At 50.3% G+C, this 21,948-nt stretch carries 18 protein-coding genes; 2 read left to right on the top strand and 16 right to left on the bottom strand.

The genetic code is table 11. The annotated features are described in order from the left end of the window. Positions 1-208 precede the first annotated feature (208 nt). The 8 genes from NDI52_RS24760 to NDI52_RS24795 form a co-directional block, all read right to left on the bottom strand. Positions 209-421 carry a hypothetical protein gene (locus tag NDI52_RS24760; RefSeq protein WP_190774295.1) on the bottom strand — a complete coding sequence of 71 codons (213 nt, stop codon included), beginning with the start codon at positions 419-421 and terminating at the stop codon, positions 209-211. A 621-nt stretch (positions 422-1,042) separates the two neighbouring features. Then, positions 1,043-1,564 (bottom strand): exonuclease domain-containing protein, encoded by a 522-nt coding sequence (locus NDI52_RS24765; protein ID WP_190774294.1) that lies wholly within the window; start codon positions 1,562-1,564, stop codon positions 1,043-1,045. A gap of 135 nt (positions 1,565-1,699) precedes the next feature. Continuing rightward, positions 1,700-2,389 carry a phosphodiester glycosidase family protein gene (locus tag NDI52_RS24770; protein ID WP_190774293.1) on the bottom strand — a complete coding sequence of 230 codons (690 nt, stop codon included), beginning with the start codon at positions 2,387-2,389 and terminating at the stop codon, positions 1,700-1,702. 495 nt (positions 2,390-2,884) lie between these two features. Further along, a complete protein-coding gene (locus tag NDI52_RS24775; RefSeq protein WP_190774292.1) occupies positions 2,885-3,649 on the bottom strand; it encodes a galactosyltransferase-related protein in 765 nt (254 codons plus the stop codon). Further along, positions 3,549-4,496 (bottom strand): galactosyltransferase-related protein, encoded by a 948-nt coding sequence (locus tag NDI52_RS24780; RefSeq protein WP_190774291.1) that lies wholly within the window; start codon positions 4,494-4,496, stop codon positions 3,549-3,551. Before NDI52_RS24780 ends, NDI52_RS24775 begins: the two co-directional genes overlap by 101 nt. After that, positions 4,493-5,851 carry a glycosyltransferase family A protein gene (locus NDI52_RS24785; protein WP_190774290.1) on the bottom strand — a complete coding sequence of 453 codons (1,359 nt, stop codon included), beginning with the start codon at positions 5,849-5,851 and terminating at the stop codon, positions 4,493-4,495. Before NDI52_RS24785 ends, NDI52_RS24780 begins: the two co-directional genes overlap by 4 nt. Positions 5,852-5,892: 41 nt before the next feature. Next, entirely contained in the window at positions 5,893-8,193 is a 2,301-nt protein-coding gene (locus tag NDI52_RS24790; RefSeq protein ID WP_190774289.1) for a hypothetical protein, read from the bottom strand. Continuing rightward, positions 8,190-9,095, bottom strand: coding sequence for a pre-peptidase C-terminal domain-containing protein (locus NDI52_RS24795; protein ID WP_190774288.1), 906 nt, complete (start codon positions 9,093-9,095; stop codon positions 8,190-8,192). Before NDI52_RS24795 ends, NDI52_RS24790 begins: the two co-directional genes overlap by 4 nt. 288 nt (positions 9,096-9,383) lie before the next feature. Here NDI52_RS24795 and NDI52_RS24800 point away from each other — a divergent pair, with 288 nt between their 5' ends. Further along, entirely contained in the window at positions 9,384-9,623 is a 240-nt protein-coding gene (locus tag NDI52_RS24800) for a glutathione S-transferase domain-containing protein (RefSeq protein ID WP_347279992.1), read from the top strand. Between the two features lie 47 nt (positions 9,624-9,670). Here the strand turns inward: NDI52_RS24800 and NDI52_RS24805 are convergent, their stop codons facing one another. From NDI52_RS24805 to NDI52_RS24815, 3 genes are all read right to left on the bottom strand, one after another. Beyond that, entirely contained in the window at positions 9,671-11,587 is a 1,917-nt protein-coding gene (locus tag NDI52_RS24805) for a DUF1350 family protein (protein ID WP_199307560.1), read from the bottom strand. Then, on the bottom strand, positions 11,588-12,283 hold the full coding sequence (locus NDI52_RS24810; protein WP_190774287.1) for a hypothetical protein: 696 nt from the start codon (positions 12,281-12,283) through the stop codon (positions 11,588-11,590). It lies immediately after the preceding gene. A gap of 147 nt (positions 12,284-12,430) precedes the next feature. Continuing rightward, positions 12,431-13,222 (bottom strand): hypothetical protein, encoded by a 792-nt coding sequence (locus tag NDI52_RS24815; protein WP_190774286.1) that lies wholly within the window; start codon positions 13,220-13,222, stop codon positions 12,431-12,433. 387 nt (positions 13,223-13,609) lie between these two features. Here NDI52_RS24815 and NDI52_RS24820 point away from each other — a divergent pair, with 387 nt between their 5' ends. Further along, the gene (locus NDI52_RS24820; RefSeq protein WP_190774285.1) at positions 13,610-13,804 is read left to right on the top strand and encodes a hypothetical protein; all 195 of its coding nucleotides are present in this window, start codon (positions 13,610-13,612) and stop codon (positions 13,802-13,804) included. A gap of 252 nt (positions 13,805-14,056) precedes the next feature. Here NDI52_RS24820 and NDI52_RS24825 read toward each other — a convergent pair whose 3' ends face one another. The 5 genes from NDI52_RS24825 to NDI52_RS24845 all read right to left on the bottom strand — a co-directional run bounded on the left by NDI52_RS24825 (position 14,057) and on the right by NDI52_RS24845 (position 21,771). After that, positions 14,057-15,226 (bottom strand): VWA domain-containing protein, encoded by a 1,170-nt coding sequence (locus tag NDI52_RS24825; RefSeq protein ID WP_190774284.1) that lies wholly within the window; start codon positions 15,224-15,226, stop codon positions 14,057-14,059. Continuing rightward, on the bottom strand, positions 15,223-17,544 hold the full coding sequence (locus tag NDI52_RS24830; protein ID WP_190774283.1) for a DUF5682 family protein: 2,322 nt from the start codon (positions 17,542-17,544) through the stop codon (positions 15,223-15,225). The genes NDI52_RS24825 and NDI52_RS24830 overlap by 4 nt, the downstream gene beginning before the upstream one ends. Positions 17,545-17,633: 89 nt before the next feature. Continuing rightward, positions 17,634-18,722 (bottom strand): AAA family ATPase, encoded by a 1,089-nt coding sequence (locus NDI52_RS24835; protein WP_242035564.1) that lies wholly within the window; start codon positions 18,720-18,722, stop codon positions 17,634-17,636. A 132-nt stretch (positions 18,723-18,854) separates the two neighbouring features. Further along, complete coding sequence (locus NDI52_RS24840; RefSeq protein WP_190774281.1) at positions 18,855-20,453, bottom strand: DUF5691 domain-containing protein; 1,599 nt, start codon at positions 20,451-20,453, stop codon at positions 18,855-18,857. After that, the gene (locus tag NDI52_RS24845; protein ID WP_190774280.1) at positions 20,437-21,771 is read right to left on the bottom strand and encodes an SWIM zinc finger family protein; all 1,335 of its coding nucleotides are present in this window, start codon (positions 21,769-21,771) and stop codon (positions 20,437-20,439) included. The genes NDI52_RS24840 and NDI52_RS24845 overlap by 17 nt, the downstream gene beginning before the upstream one ends. Positions 21,772-21,948 lie beyond the last annotated feature (177 nt).

The raw sequence follows: 21,948 nt of genomic DNA on the forward strand, positions 1-21,948 counted from the left end.
CAATGTTTTTCGGATTAGAGTAATCTGGTTCATGAGGGTTTCGTGGATGAATGTGGTAATTCTCATGAAACCCTCTCCTACTCAATCTTTGCAAGCTTTTGTCCGGTACTTAGATTTGGGGTAATTGCCCTCAAGTAGAAAACCTAACCTGACGAGTTAAGCCTGCATGGCTCTCAGTTTGCTCTAGGAAAAACTATAGCGTAGTGAGTTAGTTGTTAAACGCAGACAGTGTTGCAAGGACTGCATCTGCCTGTTTCTCTGCTAGATGAGGCCCCCAAAAAACCATATCTGGCCTTTCTTTTCGAATAAATTTCAATCCTGTTTCTACCGTAGCAACAGTGACCACCTTGTGGCTCTGTTGCAAAATAGCCTCCACATTGGGGCAGTCACTAAAACCTTCTTCAATAATTAGAACTCTCATCACAGGGCTCCGGGCTCATTTTGAAACGTTACTCTAGCCATAAAGTAGCCATCCCTCATCGAGAGAGGGAGCACTCCATCTCAAACCTGATTGGCATATCAGATAGCTTGTAAGCAATGATGGTTCCTCTACCTACAGGCCGGAGTGCTACCGTACCTTGAGTAATTTCAAGAATTTCGTAGCAAGTACCTTCATGAGAGATCAAACAGGGATAAGTCAACATAGGCGTTTCCATTCGAAGAAGCGGTAAATGAAAGCCCTGGGAGTATCTTTCGCTACAAGAAGTGTACTACTATTTGTTTGAAGATGAAGTCAATGTTAAGAAAAGTACTTAAAGATTGATTAATGTTTCCTTTCTCATAAAGGCCTCACCGTGACCACATTGAAAGTTTAAGGGTGCTACCATCGCACCCTTCCAACATGCATACAGATACTTCTCGGCTATAAAATAATGGAAAAGTACTGTCTGATTGGGACAAGCTCTAAGTAGAGCCAAATTTTGTCCCAAACTTCAGAATGCCCTCACAATTGATGAACATCCGTTGTCGAATGTCGAGAGTGAGCAGCAACCATGGGGCAACACAAACGGTACCTATTACGTTGTTAGTGATGATGGGACCATCACTTCAAGCTAATTTTGAGGTCAAACTCCTCCTTGAGCTGTAGGAGAGCTTCCGCATTTCCCCGAGCATCCTCTAAAGCATTATGGGTATGCTCTGTTTTTCGTAGATGCTTAAAGTTGACAAAGGTATCTTTCACAAGACCTTTATAGAGAGAACCTAAGTTACTTGACGTATATCCAAAGGGATTTTTCCCGCAGAAATGATGGAAATACCAATTAATGAACTGCCAATCGAAGCCGTTGTTATCCGAAATGAAGAACGCTCTCCCTGAACTTTCGGCTTCAATCCATGTAGAAAACTTCTCCATGACGGTTTGCGGTTCCTCAAAGGTGAGTGTGTCCTCACGTGTAAACCCGCTGACTTGCAGGGCTTCAGGAATCCATTTTTCTGAAATGGGTCGTAGCTGCGCGTAAAATGTTTTGTTGAGTGAAGGCTCCACGACGATAGCTCCAAAGGAAATCATGGAATAATCTCCTGGAATGGGGCCATCAGCCTCTACATCAACCATAATGTAGCTCATAGAAATATCCTGTTCTCTAATACAGAAATGTCTGGGTTCTAAGCCGGTAGTGTTCTAGGCATGTGAAGGGGGTACGTCCCACATCCCATCTAAAGATTTGAAGCCTCTAGTCAGGAGTGGATATGAAAACCTTTGTTAGGACTCCTTTTCCTCGAACATAAGAACCTGTGGCAGTGGCCCTTGAGAATCAAGCAAAACGGTCGAGCCAGGGGCTTGAATTGCAAGTCCTGTTGAGGGGCCACCGTCTAAATTGAGAGCCCGCACGATTCCTAAATCAGAATCTGCTAGCCATTGGCCCAACTCAGCCAACGTCCACATAGGCATTTCGCTGACGATCAGCAGAAGGTGACCTGTATCATCGATCGCCACTGCGGTTCGTCTTGCTCGCTGTTCATTATCCAATTCAGGAATGACTTCTCCATCCCAAACGAGGCGAGGAAAAGACTGGATTGCTTGAAGAATGTCTTTACCTGGATAGCCTGAATGATCAATAAGGGAAATGAGCTCAGCTCTTCCGTCTGAGTTGACCGTTAGCATTCCGCCAAAGCCTTGGTAGGAGGCCCCCGACGTAACCCCGTCTGCAATGGTGAGGGCAGTAGCTCTGTAATCGGATTCAAAGAACCCACCATTAATTGCAACCAGGGGATGGAGCACATTCACCCACTCGCTCAACTTTTTAGGAGCCTGGGGGTCGTAAGCAACCCGGATACGAACTTGAGCAGGATCGATGCGAACCAGTGCGATGCTATCAATGCCCACTTGTCTGGTTTGCCATGCCACTCCTGACTGGACGGTTTTCCAATTTTGGGCTGGAACTATAGGCAATGAAGGAGTTTGCTCAACCTGAGGCGTTGGAGAAGCGATCGTTGAATCGGTTCGTTGATTTACTCTCTGTTCCTGTTGGCAGGATATTATGAGGCACAAGCATCCTATCCCTATCATTAGCGGTAGGTAGAGAGCTCGTAATTTTAAGTTCATTGTACAACAGCAAATCTTTTGCCTTTTAATATCGGGATTAGATCGGTTATAGCTTAATCAATCAGCTTCAGTGCAAAACGTATGACAACGGCTCAGCTGAGTCATCATCTGTTATAGCCGTTGACAAGTTGGTTAAACCAACTTGCGGCCAGTAATCGTGATTGAGCTCTCAGGAGATTTCCCATAGCGAAATTACCTCCCTAACCTGAGTGGTTTAGCCGCAAAGTGACCAAATCACCCCGGTGCATCCCAGTTTTGTTAATGTGGCGGGCTTCGCCCGCCACATTAACAAAACTGGGATTTCAATCTGCAAAAGTGGGATGTATCCAACCACCCAACGTCCTATTTGTGCAACGCCTCATCGAAATTTGGGTTTGCTTTGGTGTAATAATGCTGACGGTTTTGGGCAACAATGTGGGGTTCGGTCCAGTGAGTGTCAGGCTGATGAAAGAGATGTAGATAGACAAGCTCAGGACAACGACATAGGTGGCAGCCTGTCTTTAAATACCGTTCAATAACATCTTGATCCTCTCCGCCCCAACCGATAAATTGCTCATCCCACCCTCCTATTTTGAGTAATCTGTCCTTCCTGAAGAAGGGCATGATTCCGAATTTCTCATGGAGAACTAAGTGTTTCCATAAAGCCGTAGGTTGGTCTTCAGGAGCGATGGATGTTTGCTCCAGGACTGAGGCTACTTCTTCAAATGCAATGCTTTCGGTGTTGGACATGATGCGATAGCCGGTGATGAGTAGTTCTGGCGATCGCTCAGCAACCCATAGGTGTTGAAGCAGTACATCCCTTACAGGAAGCAAATCTACATCGTAGGGTACGACGAACTCACCCTGAGCCAGGTTAAGTCCTAAATTTAGAGCTTTTGTTTTATGAAATGTGCCTTTGCAGGGGTAGTGTATGTAGGACAAATTTTCTGATTGAAAAGCTGACTGTATCCATGTTGAGGGAGTTTCGCTAGCTTCTACTAAAATAATTTCAAAGTTATTAGAATAATCATTGTCTTTCTGATGTTTCCACCATTCCAATTGTGTCTTTAAGTGTATTTCTCGCTGCCGATAGGGGATGATCAGCGATGCCTTTACTGATTTGTTCATCTAGCCATTTCCTTAATGCGTATGGCAAATCAATTTGTAAGTTTTGGGGTTCTAAAAAAGGATAATCTAAAGTAGCTAGATTACCTCGAAACTGATGTTGAGCAAGGGCTGCTGCTGCTATCAAAATATTATAATTTCGCGTATCGCCAGGAGATAGAGAGTGATGAAATTGATTGCGGTGATGGTCGTCATGGGATAAATGGATAACTTCTCCTGCGGATGTAACCTCAATGCCCAAAAGCTGAGCCCGGATAAGTAAGTCTTGATCTTCCCATCCCCATCCCCGAAAGAATTCTTTGTATCCTCCGAGGCTAAGCAAAGTTGCTCGTTGAGCATAAAGTAATCCACAACCAGGGCGTTTACTGGGTCCCAGCTCACGAACCGGCTCAATTTTTAGCTGGGTTATGTGAGAATCATGAGTAATGCTGTAGGTATAGCGATCGCGGCTCAAAGCCAGGGTATTTGAGTTTGATTCCTGCACATCGGCAACACAACATATTGTCTGATGCTGAGAAACTGTCTTGCTGTGTAATGCCTCTAGTGTTTCCTGGTTCCAGAGGATGTCAGCATCAGAAATCAATACAAATTCTGCGGTTGCCGCCAAAAGTCCATTATTGATCAATTTGGCCTTATTGAAGCCTGACATTGGAAAGTGGAATACATCAACGTTTTCTACATTGTGTAATGAGACCTCGTTAAGCTGTGCCAGTGCCTCAGAGCCTCCAGAAGCAGAGCCTGCATCGCAAACTAAAATACGATTTATCCACTTGGATGACAATAGACTTTGAATGCACAACACAACACTGGGTCGTGCTTTGACAGGGATAATTACATCAAAGACGGTCATACGTGCGCTTCCGAATAGCTGTGAAAGAGAATGGGACCTGTGATGTGATCCAAGTGAATGGGACCAGAACAGACTAAGGGAGACAAATCAGGCGTTTGGCCTGACTTTAAAGCTGCGTAATTAGCTCTAGCCCGTGCTTTACACTCTTGCAAGAGAGTCAGTCTGGCTGGAGAGTCTAAACTTGTATCAGGATGAGTGGTGAGAGAACCAGGCCGTTTGCGACGAAAGTACGCATAGTCTGGGATGTTGGCAATCCGCGCAGCAAAGATAGCTCGGAGCAAAAATTCAGTATCGGCTCCAAACTGTAGTCCGGTTGCGAATCCGCCAAGCCGCAGGACCAGGTCGCGAGTTACCAAACTGGATGGGTGTAGCAGCCCGTGCCCAGGTTTTTCTGACAGTGCTTGATTAACATCCAGAGGATAGCGGACAGGGAGAATGTTGGTTTCTTCTAAAATGCGAAGTTCCTGGGCACCGATTAGTTCTGCGCCGGTTTGTGTAGCCGCGTGAAGTAAGCGTTCCAAGCGAGCGCAACTCGACCAATCATCAGCATCTTGAAAAAGATAGGCCCAGTAATGGGTCTGTTGAATCACCTGCTGAATCAAACGATAAGGGCCTACTCGTTGGTTTGAGGCCATTAATGTGACAGACGGAAATTGCTCAACGATATGGGTAGGAGGATCGCCAGAACCATCATCAATGACAACAATGCCATCCAATGGATGAGTTTGATCTACTAAGGATTGCAAACATTGAGCTAACCAGCGCTCACAATGGTAGTGGGGAATTAGCGCAAGAACGGTGGGTGTTATTTCCTCATTCCGTTTTCTTTCAGCTTCAACGTTCCAATGCTGAATACTGGCTTTTGCCGTTCCCCAGCAAAAACGAATCTGTTGTTTCTCCAAATGGTGAACCAAATTGAGGAATGTCCAATCTTCAGAACTATAAATAGAATGGGCAGCTTTCAGAAGATGCGTATGGGCAACCCAGGGTAAACCTGCGATCGCCTCTTCGTAAGCTGTTTCAAGGGGAAGTGTCTGTTCTAGCAGCCAGGGAGCGATACAAGAATGGCCGGAAAGGGCAGGTAGTTGAGAAGCCGGTAAGCCACCTGCCGGAATATAGCCGACTAAAGGTGTTGAAATTTGGGCGATCGCCTCATCCATCCCGATTGGGTTTACATACTGCCACTTCACGTCATCTGGTAATCCAGAGTTGGATATGGATTGGCCTGTGATAGGGTGCCTTAGCAATAGGACACACTCAATTTGCTGCCAAAGTGGCTGGAGGCATTTCTTCATCTCCACCGTACTGGTTTCGTCTTGAGATTCGATGATGATGGTTAGAGGTAGAGGAGACATAGCCAAGTAGAAGTTTGTGATTCAAAAGTTTGAGCCAAGCACTACTGCACTGAGAGATCAGAGTTGTCAGGCTGAAGCATAGAATGTTCAGCGATTGAACGTCTAAGAAGTACGGGTTGTTTGTAATTGTTCTCAGATGCTAGTCGTTCAAAGGCCGAAAACCGTGAATTTGGAGGCTTAAATGCAACGAGACAGGCATAGGCCAAATCGTAATGACCTTGAGTAAATAATGGTTTGACCAGAGCCTTCAAAATAGGATGCCAGGGCGTCGGGTCAATTTCATGGTGAGATAATCCCTGAGGCTGCTGAAGAGTCTGAAGCAAAGGAAGCCACTCACCGGGTTCTAGAGCTTTCTGTTGCACCAACAACCCGTAACCTCGTTCCAAGTGAATGCGTTCATGATGTTCGGGTGTGAGCGCTGTTTTTTCAGAACGATATTCTTGCCACTGTTGCAGGCTTGCAAAAGATGCGTTTTGTGGATCACTCTGCAATTGTTGCCGCCAGGTGAGCCAGGTTCTGGCAAAATCGTCAGGAGCTTGCAGCCATGGGGATGGGGGAAGGGATTGTTGGTGCAGCAATTCAAACCAGTAAGCCAGCAACCACGGCCCCAGCTGAGCCGCGAAGAAAGTAAGATCTCCCAGTAGCACAGACACCAGGGGCCGCAAAGCTGGAAGCATGGGGTGCGATCGCTGGTAAGCATGCTGTACGGCAGGTTCAAAAGCGTGCAGAAGATGTTGAATTGTCAGAGTATCAACAGACCACCTGGAAACTGGGCGAATGGGATCGTGATCCATCGTGTGGAGCCAGTTTTGCCAAATTTCTAACCCTGTTGATGTGGGAAGAAATAACGTTGGAATGAGAGTGTCGAGCGTATGGATTGGCGGGTCTGCTGCTGATGAAGGTACAGAGCCTGTTAACCGTCGTATAGCGTTTTGATAGATTTGATGCACAGATGGGTCCTGTGCCATAAAACTACAGGCAAACAGCAGGATTCGGGCGGTAATTTGGGCGATCGCCCCATCTTGGCTGGATGGTTGCTGGAGAACCGTTTGAAGCTGCGTCCACGTTGATAAGGGAAGACGGTTTATGCTCAGGATACCAGGATGGCTCAATTGGTAGAGTAATTGAGCTGTAGCTTCGAGTTCACCCTGAGGCATTCTGGCTTGAGGGTGCCAGGTCTCCCAAGAACCCTGGGTAATGGCATTAATCCAGGCCGATGGCTCACAGGTTTGCCAGCCTGGAGCGGGGGCGAGAGTCGCTTCGCGTATCGTTACCTGGGTTGTCCTATGACCAAAGCTCGCCGCAGCCCAACCCATTAGGGGTTGGAGATTGAGCGATTGATCGGGCACCTCAGGAACAACGTGTAGTGTAATTTGGTTGGCGCTACAGATAGCTTGATAGGTCGAGATACCGGGTATTGGGGGCATCTCGACCTCACCGACATAGCGCTTGCGCCCCTGTGCCGGAACCCAATCGTCCACGCGGCCTAGAAGAATCGCTGTAGGCCCTGGCCGCCCACAGGGGCAGGGTTCAGGATGCAACGTTAAGGCATCACCGCACTGATACCGTACCATCGGCATGACCTGATTGAACAGGTCGGTCGTAACCACCCGATCATCGATACTTTCGTAGAAACAGCGATCGCTATCCAAATGTAACCGCCCAAATTCAGGGCAGCTTAAGCCTGAAATTCCGCTTTCCTGGCAACCATACTCGTTGATGACGGGAGCCCCAAAAACTCGTTCTAACAGATCTTTTTGAAAGTCGAATAGGAGTTCACCTGTAGCAATGACAGCGATTGTAAACGGAAGCTTTTTCCCCGCCACGGCAGTCGCAATATCACAAAGGCGAGTAGGATAGCCACGAATCACTGCCGGACCCATGGAAAGTTGCGCGAGTAAGCGATCGACAAGCTCCCAGGAGGGCTTTCCGGCGATCGCCAAATCACAGGGGCGCACCGGAAACAGCCGACTGGAAACATTGATAATGGGAATAGTATCGTCAATGCCCCACCATGCAAGGGAACGCCGCCGTGCCTGGAGCCGCATTCTATCCCACTGGCTATCCGCGAAGTAGACAAAGTGCCGTCCCTCTGTACCACTGGTCGTGCCGCGATAAACGATGTCGTCTACAGAGGCCAGAAATTGTCCAGGGTTTTGGCGGATAGTGCCCTTATCGACCACGGGTAGATGCAAGAAACGTTCCTGCCAATCCTCCGCTAAGAGGATAGCTCCATTCCCAGTATCGGCAGATAGCAAACCTGCCGCCTGAAAGCGTTTCCAGTTTCCTGGGGTCGTGGCCGCGATCTGCAAAATACGTTGAAGCGATGCAACTTGGCTCACTGAATTTTCGTTTGTTTGGTTCGGACAACCTGAGCAATGCGATCGCCTCTGGCAATCCAGTCCTCTCCGACAACGGCGTCTCGTTGGCCAAACAGTTGAGGCTGAAGCAGGCTCCAGGGTGCGCTTGGTTTATCGCACGAGTATCCCAAATCCGTTAAGAAGGCAGTTGATACCCACCCATTTTCAAAGTTTGGAGCAGACACGAAGACATTTATATCCCCCTCACCATAGTGAGAAGTCACTCTTGTCCAGTTACCCGTTGAATCCCTTTCCTGTACAATCACTTCCCATCCACTTGGGATCGAACCAATCACGCGACCATTTGGAGTGGCACGAACCCTAACATTATCGCCGTCTCGGGTTGTGACTCTAGCGTAGAATCCTTCATAAGAATATTCCGGACAATCGCTCGGGGGAGAGCTAGGGTCGGGCCGGGGTGTTGTTGCAACGCGATCGCGAGCCGTCACCATGACCGTGTAGCGTCCCCGCCCGTTAGTATCATAGGCGTTGGCGACGACCGTATAGGTGCCCGTGACAGATAGGGTAACAGTAATTTCTGAATTGGTACTATTGCCACTATCATCGTTTTCGCCAACCACATCGCCGTCAGGCCCGAGGATGGCTAAATAGGTATCAAACTCGTTACTGGAAAGAGAAACGGTAACCTCTTGTCCTGCTTGACCATCAAAGGTGTATTGGTCATAAATACTTCCATCCGATGGAAGAACGGCATCGCCTTGCTCTAGCCGTCCCTGCTGTTGCAGCAAGACTTGGGAATCATTCTGCTTAGATTCTTGAAATGAAACTGATTCTGCATCTGCGGGGGGTACGAGGGACAACGCGCCAACTGTAGAAGCCAGCAGTAGCCCAGAACAGCTAATTTGCTGATGTGTAAGCTTCATTTCTCCCATACCCAAGCCTCTACTCTTACAGATAAGTTGTTATTTATGACAATCCTGCTGCGGTTTGCAGACACGTCGCCAATATAAAATTCCCAATAAAGCTGATTCAGCCTGCATAGTTTACAAAAAATAAGGCGTAGACTACGCTCTCAAGAGCGTTGATATTTTTAACGGGGAAAATTAGTCCCCAGTATTGTGGACAATTACCTGTACGGCCCTGCAATTGGGTCTATTGCCATTGAACGGTTAATTGTGCCCAGCTAGGGGGGAACACCCAACGAGGAGAAAATCAACAGTGCAGTACCACTTGCTCAAAAGGCGTTCGAGACAATTGAATCTCTCATGGTGGGTAGCCCGTACTTACTTGGCAATCAATTCACAATCGCCGATTTCTACGTAATATTTGTCTTCGCTTATCTCTCTCAAACTCCCGAATTTGAGAAGATAACCGCTCAGACACCCAAAGTACGCACGTGGTGGGAGCAGACAAGCCAGATTCCCAACGTCAAGAAAGTGCTGGCTGGTTAGTATCCGATATTGGGCCGGTTGCTATGGTTCTTTAACCGGAGATCAAATTACAGCTTTGCTCTTTGATTGAGTTCTTTGAGAAAATCCTGAGCGCCCTTTTCGAGAAAACGCAGCTTGAGATTGTGCTTCAAGTATCCAAAAGGATTCCACGTGGTGTGTTTGAAGAATAACCCCAAAGGTTCTAAATGTTTTCCTAAAAACTCTTGCGTGAGAAGAGGAAATCGTTTTTGTTTTAACTGTTCTACAAACCAGACAACATCATTACCATTGCCGTATTTCTCACTGAGATCAGGATTCACCTGGCTACCTGCTACTGAGTCGTAGTCAAACGATATCAAGCCTGTCAGGTTGAATAGTTGGCTCTTCTCAATCAATGTTTGGGTTTGTTGACGGGTTGGTAAAACGCCTAGCTTCAGTGCATCCAGTTTGCTTGCCAACCAGCGCAAAGGGATAGCACTTTTTGTATCGCTGATGTTAGGCGCAATCAGCAATGAAGGCTGCCCTTTGATAGAAATGATTTGTCCGGGAGTGCTGAGCGATCGCTCAATCCGCTCAAATGCATCGGCTCCAAGAGTTGTTTGCAGGAGTGATTGCCACTCCGGATCGCTGAGTAGTTCTAACAGAGCAATATACTTACATCCCAGGCTGTGGCCAACCCAGCTATAGTGTTGAGCATCGTGATAAATATCTGCCTCATAGCCCAGTCGTTTGGCTTCCTCGGCCAGGAGCGATCGCAAGCGCGCTTGCTCACTGAACAGACTGCCCGCAATGGGCCAGTGACGGAAGCTAAAGCGAAAGGGGAATGCCACGATGGTATATCCCTCAGCAAATAACTGACTCAGAAAGAAACGGTAGAACAGGGTTGGAAATGTACCAAAGAAAGCACCTCCAATAAATTGGACCACACCCTTGGGACGGGGATGAAGGGCTACCCAACTATGGGATAAAGGACGGAACTGTAAGGACAAACTCATAGGATTTACGGGTAACGGGGGAGATGAGGGAGTTAGAGGCGAGGGAAGCGGGGGTGGAGCAGGTGGATTGACAGCAGAAGCAAGCAGGTGGGCGATCGCCGCACTGATGCGATGCCCTGTTTCTTGTTGAAAGTAAGTGAAGCCAGGGGAAGGGTTGACCTCGAAGCAGACCCATTCTCCTGCTGGCGTTTGGCGGAGATCGATACCGGCTAAGGGTAGATCGAGCTCTCTGGATAGGGCCAGACAGCGTTGGGAGATTTCAGGTGGAAGCTCAACAGGACGTAAGATAGGTGCTTCGTCTACCGTTGCCGCATAGCGATAATCATCTGCGCTTGAAGTTACCTCGCAGGCAAATATCTGCTCACCTACGACGTGTACCCGATAGTCATGCCCTGGAATGTATTCCTGAAATTGAGTCGGGCACCAGCGAATATTCGCCAGGCGTTCCTGATGGGCTGCACTTAAACGCGACACTCGGCTGCGAATACCGCTGAGAGACTTGTAAATGACATCGCCATGCTGTTGCCAAAAAGCCAATACCGCATCCGGGTCGGTCGTGATCAGAGTGTGTGGCACCCGGAAGCCTGAACGCCGGATTTGTTCCAGTTGGTATGGCTTGGAGTGGTTCGCCATCATTGCGGAAGGACGATTAAGCACCAGGGCAGGAGACAGGTCTGCCCATGTCATGACGGCTTGATTTAATGCGATCGCATGCTGCCATTCAGAGCTGCCAACTCCGGCGGCGGCAACGGCAGCAAGTTGGCTGGCATCATAGGAGCGCAGGTAGACGGCCTTCACTTGCTCCAGTTCAATCTTCTGTGTACCGACTTCGACAAAGGCATGGATGGAGTTTTCTACCTGCCATTGAAAGCATGTTTGTAAGGCAAGCTCCTGATCCACCAGAATAGTGGGCACTCCCAACTGAAGCAGTTCGTTATAAACCGATTGCAGGGGTGGATCCGTGGCTGGCCCCCAAAGCAGGATTGACATTTAGAGCTCTCCTGTAATGTGGTTCCAGATGGCAGTTGCGATCGCTAGATTGGTAATATCGGCCCACGGCTCAGCACCGATTAGGTTTGCAGTGGCTGTAGGATTACTAAAATGGGCTGTGAGAAGATTCACACCTGCGATCGCTGCTAACCGTTTAGCATGAGTGTGCAGATGAGGGTCTGCATCCCCCAGGGTGCGATCGCCAATCACAGTAACAGCAGCATCCCCGGCCGTAGCACAATGAGAAGGTAGAGACCCCAGCCGAATATCTTGATGAATCGGCTGTATCGGAATTCCTAATTGAGCCGCAGCTAGAAGCCAATTTTGGGTTGACCAGTTTGGCCCAAGGAGACAGGTTGCTGTTGGACGATTAAGCAGGGGACAGGACAAGCTGCTGAGCCAGCCGCTTAAGAATGCTGTCATTTCAGCAGAGACATAGGAGCGATCGTGCGGCACGATCTGTGGCAATTCTGCCTCAACTACGGCCGGAAGCCGAGTGAGTACACCCCGAATCTGGTGAACTGCAATTTTCCGTCCACTGACTACTGCTACAGATTCTTGAGGATTGCCGGGTTCATAGTGCCAACCTTTCATAGATAAATCCTGGCTGGTCAACAACCCTACTCCGTGATCAGCCCATTGGTTTACAAAACTCTGGGCAGCCTGGTCATAGCGGCTGGCAACAAGTAACAGCATGCGTGCTACCAACTCCGTTGATTATCGTGGCATTAATTGCAGATATGGTGGGAGCGAGTTTGTCCAGAAGAGTCTTCTAAGACGTGCTTGAAAGCTCGCTGGAAGGGTTGTTTTTTCGCGTGCTAAGCACACGAAAAAACAACCTTCTTAATTTCCGTTTCTGGCTGGCATCCCCACTGCTGGGCGCTCAGAGGGTTGAATAAAGGCCTGCCCCTGAGTCACAAGAGATTCTAATCCTTCGATTCGTTGAGCCATCATTAGTAGCATGGCTTGGATATTGTCGAGTGGATTTGGGTTGGGGGGAACTTCTGGCACCTTCGATGGGGGAGGCACAACGACACTACCATCCGTCACATCCTTCACGATGGATTTAGGCGGAATTGGAAGCGGAAATGGGATAAGTGCGGGAGTAAGGCTGTACTGAGATTTGCCTGTAGCAGTTGGTAGGCTGTATACCAACTGATCAATGTCGGTGGCGGGAGCCGTTGCGGAACCGGAGAAGAAGGTACCTCGATGTTCTGGTGTAACCAACAGCTCGTAGGTTGTGCGAATGAAGCTGGGGTTGGCATTAATCTCCACATATCCCCGCACTTCTAATTCACCGTCTCGTACCTCTGGTCGCGTAACATCGGGTTGGAGAATGACCAGTGCTGTATCATTGGCCGGAATGGTGATGTTATAGTTCAACCGCTTTGGGTCTCCGGTAGGAACCAGATCACCAAATTCATTTCCACCTGTGATGTCTCGAATGACAATAGTAGAGCCTATGTTTAGCTCAGGGGTGGTAGCTGCAAAGGTCAACCGCAAGGAAGCAGGAACATTACTGGTATTAGCGATCGTCAGGAAGTAACCCTGGACTACTTTGCGAGCTAAAGCAGCAGGCCCGGCATCAGGAGGTGTAATGGGTTTGACGAGTAGTTCAAAGGTCGAAACCAGCATAAAGAATAGCCTTGAATTAATTTGATTCCACCATATTCATTAATTAAGGGAGACTGCAGTACCCGCTCGTGTACTTCTATCCAAACGGCTGTTTAGGGTTCTATCACCCGTTTCGGTAGGGCCAGAATAGTTGCACCTTATTCCACCGCAACGAACTCCAGAAAGTTGGTGCAGAAGCATCTGGCTCTATACCCTTGCGTGAGTTCCTAATGGCATTCATCAATCCATCAAGATATGAACAGACCTCCAAGTTATGACTCAGTGCGATCGCCCGGTGAAGAGGGACGTTAAGCTTGAGCAGAATTCACAGCCAGAAATATAGCTTCTGTTAGAGGTCGTTTATGCCAACAGAACCTAGCGTGTAGAAAGGTGAATTTGAGAACGACTATGAACTCTGTCATTCGATTATTGGTAACAGCGGCGCTACTACTGTTTGTGGTCGCCCCATTTGCGGGGCTGGCTCCGCTGCTGCTGGTACTCTTGTTATCAGGTATTGCATGGGTCGCAAACGATTTTTTGAGAGTGCTCTTGGGTAAAGCACCGGCTAAGGAAAGCGACGAAAGCGAGGCTCATCCCTCCTGACCCCTTTATGAGGACAGACGAGGCCTACATTCAAGAATCAGCAGTTTTGGCAAGCATTTGGGGAAATCTACATCTTGCCCAGAGGCTGGAACCGGATATTAGGTACGCGAAATGCATGTAATATTCGGGCTATCACAAGTAAGGTTAAATACCGATAATAAAAAGTGGTGCGGCGCAAAGCGTCGCACCACTTTTTATTATCGGTATTTGACCCGACATGATATTACAGGCTGTTTGTAACAATGGTCGTGCCTAGCTCGTTTCCTGTGCTGCAACCCATTGGTTGAGATCTTGGCGGTTAATCGCGGCTGCCATTAAGTCGGGAAAGCGATCGGGTGTACAGGCAAAGGCCAGAATCCCCAAAGACGCCATGAATTTTGTGTTGCTGTGATCATAGCAGGGCGCACCGTCATCATTTAGGGCCAGCAAAGTGATGAATTGAATGCCTGAAGCTACAAGAGCGCTAATACGCTTTCGCATTTCATCCGAGTTGCCTCCTTCATACAGGTCGCTAATCAACACCAGAATTGTGTCTTGCGGTTGACGCACTAATCCCTGACAGTACGCTAATGCCTGATTAATATCCGTGCCGCCCCCTAGCTGTGTTCCAAACAAAACCTCGACTGGATCTTGCAGCAGGTCGGTCAAATCGACCACTGCTGTATCAAAAACGACCAGCTTAGTTTGAACGGCTGGCAGCGATGCCAGCACAGCACTGAAAATCCCCGCATAAACCACCGATGTCGCCATCGAGCCACTTTGATCGACACAGAGAATGATGTCTCGCAATGCAGAGCGTTTGCGCCCAAAGCCAATGCGCGTTTCGGGAATAATGCTGCGGTATTGGGGCTGGTAGTGTTTCAGATTGGCACGAATCGTGCGATGCCAATCGATTTCATGATGGCGGGGGCGACGATTACGAATCGAGCGGTTAAGGCTACCCAGAATTGCTTGCCGCGTCGGATTTTCCAGTTTACGAATCAGGTCTTCCACGACGCGTCTGACTACAATTCGAGCCGTTTCCTTCGTCTTACCGGGCATCACGCCACTCAGGGACAACAGATTGGAAACAAGATGGACATCGGGTTCTACCGCTTCCAGCAGCTCTGGCTCTAATAGCATCTGCCGTAGATTTAGCCGCTCTAAGGCATCCTGCTGCATCACTTTCACGACAGATGTTGGAAAGTAGGTGCGAATATCGCCCAGCCAACGTGCCACTTTGGGAGAAGAGCCACCCAGTCCACCCTGGCGATCGCCATCATAAAGCGCACCCAGTGTCTGATCGATCGCCTGATCCGACGCTCCCAAGCTAAAGCCATCATCCCCTGTACCATGACTTGAACCTGTAATGCCATCGGCAGCTCCACCCCCGAGGATCAGCCGCCAACGTCGCAGTCTTTCTTGTTCAGGAGCCTCTGTCATGGTGCAATCCCCAGTAATTGAGCAAGAAGTGGGAGAACAGTATCAGCGCGATCGCCATCAAAACGACCAGATTGGGCGATCGCCGGGGTATGGGAATTTCCCTGCCGCACGCGCTCCCCCATCTGACGACGTTCGGGAGCTGCAAAGGTTGAAAAGGTACGACGCAGCAGGGGCAGAATTGCGGTAAACGTATCGCTCGATAACTCCGTTACCCAATCGTCTAACACCTGCCAGAGTGCCGGATTGTGAATCAGCAACAGCCCACTGCCCGTTAGAAACCCTTCAATCCAGGCAGCAGCCTGAGCCGGTTCGATCGCCGTCGAGAGGGCCAATCCCAACCGCCGTGCAGCATCTTCTGACTGGAACACCCCTGCATCAAACAGCAAACGACAGCACCGCCCCGCCACCAGCCCATGTAACCCTTGCTGGTCTGCAAGCTGGAGGAGAACCTGTTGCCACTGCTCTAAGGGGTGGGCTTGCTGAAGCAGGGCGATCGCCCCGTTCACCGCAACAATCTGCCGATACATCTGAGTTGCAGCATCATCGTCCAGGGAGGCAACGGCGATTGGCAAACCAATGCAAACGCGGGTAATTAATCCCTCAACGACATGGCTGACGAGGGTTGTCTCAAACTGACGCACGGTGCCGTAACGCAGCACATTCACCAGCGGCGGTAAGGCATTCATGAGATGTGCCAGATCGCTAGCGAGGGCTGCTTCCGCTTCCAGCCGATTCATCAGGTGGGCGATCGCCTGGGGGAGATTGGCCAGTAGGGTTTGATCGATCAGACGGGTCAGTTCCGGCAGGTTGGCTTTGTTAGCGCGATCGCACGTCCACCCGGTTGCTGCCGTTTCGAGCGTGTTGCCCCAGATGCCCACCTCAATGAGACGAATCGCAAACTCCGGTTGCCACTGGAGCCGCCAGGACTCGCGGAAGGTGCCTTTGGTGTTGCCGGTAGTCTGCGGCTGTCCCCAGTCGATTTGCAACAAGGTGAGCCGATGGAATAGGTGCGATCGCTCCAGGTCTAAAGGTTTGCGGAGATCAAGATCTAGCGTGGTTTGAGCGGCATCCGGTTTAAGCCGCAGTCGTTTTTGCTGCCGCTGCAAATCCTGCTGCAGGGGGATCATGGGCGTTTCGGCGGGCACCTTACCCAACCGTTCACCCACGATGAGCTGCTGGTGAATCAACTGCATGGGCAGCGGATCGCCGAAGCATAAGACGGTTTGTGTGGCTTCATTGAATTCGGTAAGACCGGGGAGGGGGCGATCGCGCAGAGCGGCTAACGTCTCGGCTAGCCGGACGGCTTCAATCACACTGGCCGAAGAGGCATCCAAATCTTGTTTTCTCAGCAATCGTGCGACTTTTGCCATCCAGCGAATGACACTACTGGTCGTGCTTTGGGTTGTGCCTTGGGCGGATTGTCTACGTCTACCCTCATCCCACAAATGTTGATACCAGCCTGGTGACTCAATGCCCGCTCCGTAGCCGCTGCTAATCGCTAGCCGTCCGTGAGTCCAGGGAATCCACGTGGCTTCAGTTTTGACTTTGGGCAGTCCTTTTAACAGCGCAGCATCTTCTTTCGCTGGGGGCAGAGTTTCCAGGGCGGGAGCATGCCACGCTCCACACACGACCGCAATTCTCTGATATCCCTGCTTTGTGGCTTCCCGGATGGTCTTCCGCATATAGGCTTCCCGGTGGGGTTCCAGCAAGGATTGGGGAGTGGAGCGGGGGGATTGGGAATGAGTTTCGATGTGCGATCGCAACGCCGTCATTGCTTCCCCAATAGCAGTAAACAACTGGGTGCTATCCTGCCGTTGTTCAACCAGATGTTCCCACCAACGTTCTCCATCACTGTATCCAGCTGCCTGTGCCAGCAGGCTCAAGGGGTCATCATAGGGATTGGGCAATAGGTGATCAACTGTTGGGGGTTGAGCAGGAGGGTTTGATGATTCTGTCTTTTCTTCCTCGATATCATCGACTTGTTCTTGATGCTTCATCCGCAGGGCAAATCGGTGAGCCTGAGGTAAGTCCATGAATCGGACAGGAATTTGCTGAGTCAGGGCGTAATGAATGGCCTGCCACTCTGGAGAGAAAACGGCAAAGGGATAGTAAACCGCCTGTTGCAGATCATCCGGAGCGTAAATCAGCAGTGCTACAGGTGGACGCATCTGCCGATGAGCCAGCAGAGGTAGGACAGCTTCCGCATCGGGTGGGCCTTCCACCAACACCATATCCGGCTGGAGTTGCGTCAGTGCCTGACAAAGGCTACGGGCAGAACCTGGCCCATGATGGCGAATTCCAAAAACGTGAACTGACATAGTGCGATCGCCCCTAGAGCATGCTTCAAGACTGCCTGAAAGCGTGGTTTTTTCGTGCGCTTCGCACACAAAAAATTCATTAGAACGGCCTAGAGCATGGCTCGACTGGCGCGATACAAATCCTTCCAACCGTCGCGTTCTTTCACCACCGTTTCCAGGTACTCCTTCCAAACCACCTGATCCTGAACAGGATCTTTGACGATCGCACCCACCAACCCCGAAATTAGATCACTTGCGGATAGCGAGCCATCCCCGAAATGTGCAGCTAGAGACATCCCGCTATTGACCACTGAAATGGCTTCCGCAGGGCTGAGGGTTCCTGTAGGAGATTTGAGTTTTGTTTTGCCGTCCATCGTCACACCTTCTCGCAACTCTCGAAAGATCGTGACGACACGCTGAATCTCTTCCAGTGCCGGAACTTCCGCCGGGAGTTCCAGGGCGCGTCCCAGGCTGGTGACGCGTTGCTGCACAATGCTCACTTCTTCATCAATTGTCTTAGGAACTGGCAGAATTACCGTATTAAATCGGCGTTTTAGGGCACTGGAAATTTCGTTTACGCCGCGATCGCGGTTATTCGCCGTTGCAATCACATTAAATCCCTTCGTGGCCTGCACTTCCATATTCAGTTCGGGAATCGGCAGCGTTTTTTCCGACAGAACGGTAATCAACGTATCCTGCACATCCGAGGGAATGCGCGTTAGTTCTTCGACCCGGGCGATCTTGCCATCTGCCATGGCCCGCATCATGGGACTGGCGACCAGAGCGTCCATGGAGGGGCCATCCGACAGCAACCGAGCATAGTTCCAGCCGTAGCGAATGGCCTCCTCGCTGGTGCCTGCCGTCCCCTGAATCAATAGGGCCGAATCGCCTGAAATGGCAGCGGCTAAATGCTCTGATACCCAGGATTTTGCGGTTCCCGGAACACCATACAGCAACAGGGCGCGATCGGTTGCCAGGGTAGCGATCGCCACTTCCATCAAGCGGCGATTCCCAATGTATTTGGCTGACACTTCAAAGCCGTTATCTAGAGCGCCACCCAGCAGATAAACACAGACGGCCCAGGGAGAAAGCTTCCAGTTCGGAGGGCGTTGGCGAGTATCTGCTTTTGCCAGTTCATCGAGTTCATGGGCAAATTGATGTTCAGCATGTTCACGAAGCAGGGCGAATTGGGAGGGCATGGGTTGTGCATCAGAATTCTTAGATTTTGAGTTTTGGGTCGCCATAATTGTTGTCTTACTGTTCGTGAACTATTAATAAAACTGTTAATCGAATCGATACTGAGTGCTTATCAAAGCTATCTTGTTGATTTTCTATTTTTCATTTCTCTCAAATGCTCGTATCATTTCCCGCCGAAATTGCATTAGCGACAAAAGCGCTTCTACGCTGTGATGCCAGGGTGAATTTGCCGGTATTTGATTTTGTAATTGCATAACATCAGGTAAAAATTGGACTGGGATAAAATGGGCGAATTGGTGCAAGTTAGTCCGCAGTTCCCACGCAATACTGCGGAGATCAGAAGTATTAGCAAAGTATCGTTCCAGACTAGTTAGAACGGTTTGTGTCAGTTCAACACTCCATTGATCAGAGCTTTGAGACAGCAGCGAGATCGTGAAGGACTGGGTAATAACGTCTATCCCCGATCGCATCCAGCTCAACAGAAATGCGTTTTGTTGATCGGGTGATAAGAGCCTGAACAACGTTGCAGCCTGTGACTGCTCTAGAGCATGATTTAGAACCGGGTTTTGCTCTGATTGGGCCGTGACGATCCCACCGTGGAGTAAAGCTATCATCCAGGGGCGATCGCCCTGTCGTTGCGCGGCAATGGCCCATCCCTGAAAGAACACCGTTTGCCATTCACTCTGCTGCGCAAGTGCCACGAGTTCTTCAGCAGTCATGCCCCATCGATTCCAGAAAGACAGTGGTGTTGCCGCGATCATTTGCAGAAGCCATCCTGCTTTTTCGCCCAGCTTCAAGGACGAGAGCCGCGATGGCTTTGCCTCGATTCCGAGTTGCATCAACTCAGGGGTTAGGGCATCCGGCAACTGAACATTGATCGAGGCAGGTGAAGGGGAGAAGAAAATGTAAGGCTGGAGGAGGTTTGCCATTTCCTGACTGAGGCGGGAATCAGGCAGGCTTGCCAGCAAATCGGCGGCAACCCGTCTCACTTCCTTACTCCGACGATCGCCTAATGCCACTTCTAAAAACGGCTCATCTGCCAGACTTAACCCAACCCGAAAAGTTTCTAAGAATTGGGTGCGATCGCCCGCTGCTTCCTGACTCCAGGTTGCTTGCAGCAAATCCCTGGCATGAGCGGGATGGTTGGCTCGCAAATTTTGTAGCAGGGCTAAGCGTGCTTCTGGCGTCCCCGTTTCCCAGTCGGCTTCTCCAACCAGAGCGATCGCATAGCTCCAATCTGGATTTTGTGCTGCTAACCATTGCCCCCGCTGGCCCAAAACGGCTGAGATGGCGGGGCGTAATACTCGCTGCGATCGCCCTTTATCCATCAAAGCAGGCAAGAGCATTTCAGGCACACGCAGTCCGTTGATTTGGGCCTTCGTTAACCATTCGCCCAATAATTGGGGGAGTTGCTGTGGGAACTGCCCTTCCAAAATTCGTTGTAAACAGCGGGCCGCGTGAGGACTGCATCGGGGTAGATCCGTAGATGCACAGGACTCAACTTCAGCGATCGCCTGTGTTACAGGAAGCCAGCCAACCCGCTGATGCAGCGCCACCATTCCAGCAGCACACAGGAGGGCAACTTCAGGAGGGCGATCGCTCAGTTGAGACAAACATTGCACCAAATTGCCAGAGGCATTGGGTATTTGAAACGATTGGCGGCCTGTACCCAACAAGGCAGCAGAACCAATGGCCTGCCAGAGAGAATCCGTGGAATCAGTTGCCGAAGCCATAGTAAGCATCCTCCGCCCAAACGCTGAATACCGATAGAGAAGCCCCATTCCACTCACCAAACAGGGTGAGGGGCTGTCCGCCGCTCAGAGCTAGAAGTTGCCATCCCTTATTTGGCTCCATGCGGGGGGAAAGGGGTAATACGGCACCCTGTCGATCCTGAAGCAGCCAGCTCTGGGCTTCCCAGCGGGGAGTCACATCTGCCAGCAACAACGGAAACCGTTCGAGCCAGGGGCAGGTTGCCAAAGCTTTGCTGTAATGGGCGATCGCCTCCCCAATCGACTCACGACCCGGTGGAGCTTTTGAGAGCATCACCGCTTCCTGCCGCGTTTTCATCAAGGCACGCACGGGATAAGCACTGGGATAAAACACTAGCTCTGCTTCTAGCCCCGTTCCCGGCATCAGGCTTTGCTCAAATGGCTGCTGCCCATGCGCAAAATCCAGCGATAGGGCAGGCATCTGGCTGGTAATTCCATACAGCCAAGTGCGGCGCGATCGCAACCGTTCCTCTTCTTCCGTGCGTTGCCCAACGACAAGCCACAGGTCTGAGTGCGCCAGCCCCGCCAGCACCTCATCTTGACCCAGCGACCAGCCAATCTGAGTTCGGAGGTCTGACTGTACAGCGGTGGGCAGCGTTTCAATGCGCTCAAAACCTTCGATGATAAGATACAACCGCCCTAATCGCTCCAACACGCGATCGTGCCAGTTTGCCCCAGAGTGAACAATTCCTGCCAGTTCACGCAACTGCCGTGCCAAACCGGGAGCCTGAGCATCGACCATCCGAGCGGCGATTCCATCCCACATCCCGTAAGGCTCCTGGGGCAGCGTAGCTAATCCCTGGCGCACGCGGTCTTCCAACCACAGGCGCAACTCCTGAATGCCGGCACTCACCTTTCGCTGTCGTTCTGCGACTCGCTTTGCCTGGGCAACGGGATCGGCGGCCTGTTCCTGCCGTTTGGACTGCTTTTCTGCCTTCTTTTCGGTTCGCTGCGATCGGCTCGCAATCCAATCGGCAACCCAGCTCGGGGGATCTGTTTCAATCAGCTCTTCCGGTTGCTCTGCCAGTAGCAAAAACAGCCCTAAACCATGCTTGCAGGGAAATTTACGACTGGGGCAGCTACAGCGAAAGGCCGGCTCACTCAGGTCAATTTGCGTCTGATAAGGATTCTTGCCACTACCCCGACATTCCCCCCAAACCACAGATTCCTGACAACCCAGAGAAACCCATTTCTGACGGGTTGCTAACCCACGCCCATTTTTTGCGGAGGCTGCATCGGGTGCGAGGGCCAACACCTGGTCTACCGTCCATTGAGCGGGCATAGCAATTCCCTGTCAATCTCATGCAACATATCTATGCTGTCGTAACGTTTTCCTTTACGGTATGTCATCCGTGTCTCTATCCATCACAGAAATAATAGTTCAAATGTACTGTAAATCATCACAAAAGTAAATTACCTGCACTGAGCATTTAGGCTCTACAGTCCACGACCCGATAGA

The sequence above is a fragment of the Leptolyngbya sp. PL-A3 genome (assembly GCF_039962325.1).
Taxonomy (GTDB): domain Bacteria; phylum Cyanobacteriota; class Cyanobacteriia; order Elainellales; family Elainellaceae; genus Vacuolonema.

What these genes read in the sequence shown, in the direction of transcription:
- NDI52_RS24795 (WP_190774288.1), bottom strand. Translation starts at nt 9,095, where the DNA reads ATGAAGCTTACACATCAGCAAATTAGCTGTTCTGGGCTACTGCTGGCT.
- NDI52_RS24765 (WP_190774294.1), bottom strand. Translation starts at nt 1,564, where the DNA reads ATGAGCTACATTATGGTTGATGTAGAGGCTGATGGCCCCATTCCAGGA.
- NDI52_RS24760 (WP_190774295.1), bottom strand. Translation starts at nt 421, where the DNA reads ATGAGAGTTCTAATTATTGAAGAAGGTTTTAGTGACTGCCCCAATGTG.
- NDI52_RS24810 (WP_190774287.1), bottom strand. Translation starts at nt 12,283, where the DNA reads ATGCTGTTACTTGTTGCCAGCCGCTATGACCAGGCTGCCCAGAGTTTT.
- NDI52_RS24820 (WP_190774285.1), top strand. Translation starts at nt 13,610, where the DNA reads ATGAACTCTGTCATTCGATTATTGGTAACAGCGGCGCTACTACTGTTT.
- NDI52_RS24845 (WP_190774280.1), bottom strand. Translation starts at nt 21,771, where the DNA reads ATGCCCGCTCAATGGACGGTAGACCAGGTGTTGGCCCTCGCACCCGAT.
- NDI52_RS24805 (WP_199307560.1), bottom strand. Translation starts at nt 11,587, where the DNA reads ATGTCAATCCTGCTTTGGGGGCCAGCCACGGATCCACCCCTGCAATCG.
- NDI52_RS24780 (WP_190774291.1), bottom strand. Translation starts at nt 4,496, where the DNA reads ATGACCGTCTTTGATGTAATTATCCCTGTCAAAGCACGACCCAGTGTT.
- NDI52_RS24825 (WP_190774284.1), bottom strand. Translation starts at nt 15,226, where the DNA reads ATGACAGAGGCTCCTGAACAAGAAAGACTGCGACGTTGGCGGCTGATC.
- NDI52_RS24775 (WP_190774292.1), bottom strand. Translation starts at nt 3,649, where the DNA reads ATGAACAAATCAGTAAAGGCATCGCTGATCATCCCCTATCGGCAGCGA.
- NDI52_RS24815 (WP_190774286.1), bottom strand. Translation starts at nt 13,222, where the DNA reads ATGCTGGTTTCGACCTTTGAACTACTCGTCAAACCCATTACACCTCCT.
- NDI52_RS24785 (WP_190774290.1), bottom strand. Translation starts at nt 5,851, where the DNA reads ATGTCTCCTCTACCTCTAACCATCATCATCGAATCTCAAGACGAAACC.
- NDI52_RS24835 (WP_242035564.1), bottom strand. Translation starts at nt 18,722, where the DNA reads ATGCCCTCCCAATTCGCCCTGCTTCGTGAACATGCTGAACATCAATTT.
- NDI52_RS24840 (WP_190774281.1), bottom strand. Translation starts at nt 20,453, where the DNA reads ATGGCTTCGGCAACTGATTCCACGGATTCTCTCTGGCAGGCCATTGGT.
- NDI52_RS24830 (WP_190774283.1), bottom strand. Translation starts at nt 17,544, where the DNA reads ATGTCAGTTCACGTTTTTGGAATTCGCCATCATGGGCCAGGTTCTGCC.